Below are 3,761 nucleotides of genomic sequence, written 5' to 3'. Positions count from 1 at the left end.
GTCGATTCCTGTTATATGACCGTTTTTACATTTCTCCAGCCAAAGCGCGATATTAGCTCCGCCGCCGCAGCCTGCGTCCAATATTTTTGCATCTTCCTTTACGGAAATTTTGGAAAATCCCCAGTGTGCCAGTTTGCTGTGCCCACTGTTCATCATTTTTACCATGATTTTTCCGCTGAAGCCTTTCGGCCTGCGCGTATTTTCAAAAAATCCCATTGTATTACGCTCCTTCTATCAATCTGCCCCACTGAAATACCGCAAGACGATTATTGATCTTGGCAGTGAGGACTCCCACAATCCTGCTCACCAGTGTGGATTTCTTCATCTGCTCCGAAAAACTGTGTTCGCTGACAAGGCGCAGCTTTGGCTCCAGTGCCTCAAACTCTTTCCCCGATTTTGTTCCCCAGCCGAATTTTGCACCTGTATGCTTTACCGTATCATGCTTTTTCTCGTCCATCATAGACGGCCGCATCATTTCCACTAGCAGCCAGCCGCTGTTAAACTCCGAGACCAGGTTGTGAAGTATGGCTCGCTGCTCTTCTTTGCTGAAATACATGAATAAGCCCTCGGCGATGAACACAGCCGGCTGTGCGCCGGCAACATTTTTTACGGCAGAAATCCAGCCTTTCCCTGTCACGCTGCCCGCGATCATCCTTCGGCGGTCAGATTCCTCATAAACCTTTTTGCGCACCTTGATGCTGTCCGGCAGGTCAACGTCAAGCCATGTGATCCTCCCGTTGTCCACTCGCTCAAAACGGTTATCCAGCCCACAGCCCATATTGACGCATGCCGCGTCCGGGCACTCTTTAATAAGACGCTTTACTTCCTCGTCAAACATAATCGTCCGCGCAATCACGCACTCGTGAGTAACCAGCTTGTCATAATTCTTTGTGTCCACGCCAAGGGTCTCAATGATTTCTACCGCCTTTTGGTCCCGCACTCTCGGATTTTTCCGCTTTGTTTCGCTTGCGCGGTTCGACAGCGGAATCAGAGCGGTGGTCTCCACATCTCCTAATTTCAGTTTCATTGTCTGTTTCCTTTTTATTTTCTCTTTATCCATGGAATGCAGCGGTTCCCCCTTTTGCAGTATTCCTCATGCAGACTGTATTTTTCTACCATGACATATCATCGCCCAAACCATCATAATCCCAAACCAGACAATCATGCTTTCACTCATAAGCCCGTTTGTAAATCCGAGCCGGAAGGCACAGTCAGGCATAAAAGATTTTACCAGGTATAAAATCCCGTATATGACCAGAACATTCGTAAACGCCATGCTTTTAGGAAACATTGTCCTGCCAGATATCTGAAGATAAAACCAATAAAGAAAAGGTGGTAGCATGATGATCTCGCTAAGTATCACAAGCCACGATAAGTGGGAAAATAATGCCTCCGCCGCAGGGATTGCCGCATCCTCATACCCATTTCTGTTCAGCCATGCAAAAACATATAAGATCATAATATAAAACAAATGCAGGCACAGCCATGGCGTAAGCCCATATGTAGTAAGCGTCCGGTAAATTTTCCTATGTTTTTCTTCTTTTATAAAACTGCACACTGAAAACAGCCCTATGCCGTAAAACACGATTCCCGGAAAAGCAAGAAACATTGCCAGCGAATTTCTCCATGGTGCAATCCCGGCTACTCCCTCAGTCAGCCAGTAAAGTGCGCCTCTGTGGGCAGTATCTCCGTACAGCATCAGCCAATCGCCTGCTCCAAAACAGACACAGCCCATCATTCCGAATATCAATGGGATAATTCTTTTCATTTTATTGTCCATCTTCCCTCATCTCACATTTACTTTATTCCCGCAAGCATGTCCATTTGGCGACTGCCGCAAGGGTCAAATACCCCGCTCCTTGAGGCGCTGTAAGATAGATGCCTCGTTGCTTGCAGCTGGGTCTTTGACTTTTTAACCTCTTTTAATTATAGTTAGTTTGCGCTAACCTGTCAATTCCAAAACGTAATCTGTTAATTGCGTTGCTTGTAAAAATGGAAATCACAGACTTTTGCTCCCCCTCCGATTGTGTATGTACGTCCCCATATAACGTTGGGAATCTTTCCATACACGACATCGTCGCTTTCACAAAAAACAGGTGTCAGTTCCGGAACTCCATAATGTTTAAACATACCAGCATAAAAGCACCTATGACAGTCCCATTCAATTCTGCCGCAGTCGTTCCGTTTCCATTCCATATCCCCCCTGGATCACCGAACTCCATCCGTACCGACTGAAGGCACATTTTTCTGAGAATCGAAAAAAGAAGGGCAATCTTCCGAATGTCCGAAACATTTTTTGCCATTGGTTTTGCAGCATCTAACAGAGAACTTCATATTACCTGAAAAGCCATTTCCTTCGTTCGTGTTACTGCCCCATTCCCCATTGAAAGTCGCAGCATGCCTGCATCAACTCCTTATCATGGGTAATGACCCCTATCGTTTTTCCTTCGGCTGCGGCTTCTGTCAGTATGTCAGCAATTTTGCGCATATTCCCTCCGTCCAGCCCCGACGTGGGCTCGTCGAAAAGCAGGACTTCCCTGCCAGATAACAAGCCGCAGGCAATGGAGAGCCGCTGCTTCTGGCCGCCGGAAAGGGCGGCCGGATGAGCATCTTTATAAGCGTACAGATCAAGTCTTTTCAACAGCTCTCTTGCCCGTTCCAGCCGCCTGGGGGAAGCAACGGAATGAAGCAGCAGCTCGTCTGTGACACTGGTGGTAAAAAACTGGGTTCCCGTATCGTTGGAGCTGTACCACACTTTTCTCCTGCGCTTTCCGGCAGACAGCTTTTTACCGCCAATATAAATTTCCCCGCTGCTTTGCTTTTGCAGTCCCGCCAGAACCATGGCAAGGGTGGTTTTGCCCGCGCCGTTTCTGCCGATCAGAGCAGTGATCTTTCCGGCGGGCAAAGAGAGATTCAGGTTTTCAAAAATGAGGGTCTTTTTTCGTCTGCAGGTCAGATTCCGGCAGAAAAAGTATTCTTTTCCGATACCTGTGGGAAGTTCCGGCAGGGAAGCCTCTGTTTCCGTGATTTCCCTCAGACCATACCGTTTTCGTTCTTTCTCCGAAAGTTCCCACATCTGCGCCGGCGTCTTTTCCCACCGGATGGTTCCCTCCGAAACATAGACAAAGCGGTCGGCAATGCCGCTTAACCATGCAAGCCGGTGCTCCGCTATAATCAGGGTGTTTCCCTCGGCTTTCAGTTTCCGAAATATATCCGCAAGCCTCGCAGCCCCCTCGCCGTCCAGATTTGCCGTGGGCTCGTCGCAGACATAGGTGTGGGGACGCAATGCGTAGACCGACGCCACCGCCACGCGCTGTTTCTCACCACTGGACAGCACATCCAAAGGGTGCGCCCGCAGAACCTCCAATCCCAGAGAAGCGATAGCCTCATCCGTGCGTTTCCGTATTTCCTGCTTCGTCATCCCGTAGTTTTCGCAGGCAAAGGCAACCTCCCCCACAAGCTCCGAGGAAAAAAACTGGCTCTTTGGGTCCTGGAATACGCTGCCGATCTCCTGTCCGAGCCGCCATGAAGGAAGAGAAGTGAGTTCAGCATCGTTTACCCAGAGATTGCCCTTTTGCGTCCCCTGATAATAAGAGGGAGCCAGACCGTTAATCAGCCTTGTGAGGGTTGTTTTCCCGCCACCGGACGGACCTGTCAGCACGACACATTCCCCGTCATGTACGGTAAGGTTAATCCCATGGACGCCTTCTTCGCAGCCTTCATATTGAAATGACACATCCTTAAGAACAATCATATGCGCA

At 48.9% G+C, this 3,761-nt stretch carries 4 protein-coding genes and 1 pseudogene; all 5 read right to left on the bottom strand.

Annotated features, from left to right (window positions below):
• Positions 1-216, bottom strand: a pseudogene (locus AC1WIP_RS12940) (class I SAM-dependent methyltransferase); the annotation flags it as partial.
• A 4-nt stretch (positions 217-220) separates the two neighbouring features.
• Positions 221-1,027 (bottom strand): class I SAM-dependent methyltransferase, encoded by an 807-nt coding sequence (locus tag AC1WIP_RS12935; protein WP_481142217.1) that lies wholly within the window; start codon positions 1,025-1,027, stop codon positions 221-223.
• A 66-nt stretch (positions 1,028-1,093) separates the two neighbouring features.
• On the bottom strand, positions 1,094-1,768 hold the full coding sequence (locus AC1WIP_RS12930; protein ID WP_481142216.1) for a DUF6796 family protein: 675 nt from the start codon (positions 1,766-1,768) through the stop codon (positions 1,094-1,096).
• 203 nt (positions 1,769-1,971) lie between these two features.
• A complete protein-coding gene (locus tag AC1WIP_RS12925) occupies positions 1,972-2,196 on the bottom strand; it encodes an L-2-amino-thiazoline-4-carboxylic acid hydrolase (protein WP_481142215.1) in 225 nt (74 codons plus the stop codon).
• Between the two features lie 169 nt (positions 2,197-2,365).
• Positions 2,366-3,761, bottom strand: a 1,396-nt coding sequence (locus tag AC1WIP_RS12920) for an ABC transporter ATP-binding protein (protein WP_481142214.1), incomplete at its 5' end; no start/stop codon positions are given.

It is taken from the genome of Acetatifactor sp. (assembly GCF_982438285.1).
This window is presented reverse-complemented; position numbering and strand designations above follow the sequence as displayed.

Bases quoted from the DNA above. Each gene is read 5' to 3' on its own strand.
- AC1WIP_RS12935 (WP_481142217.1), bottom strand. From the start codon at position 1,027: ATGAAACTGAAATTAGGAGATGTGGAGACCACCGCTCTGATTCCGCTG.
- AC1WIP_RS12930 (WP_481142216.1), bottom strand. From the start codon at position 1,768: ATGAAAAGAATTATCCCATTGATATTCGGAATGATGGGCTGTGTCTGT.
- AC1WIP_RS12925 (WP_481142215.1), bottom strand. From the start codon at position 2,196: ATGGAATGGAAACGGAACGACTGCGGCAGAATTGAATGGGACTGTCAT.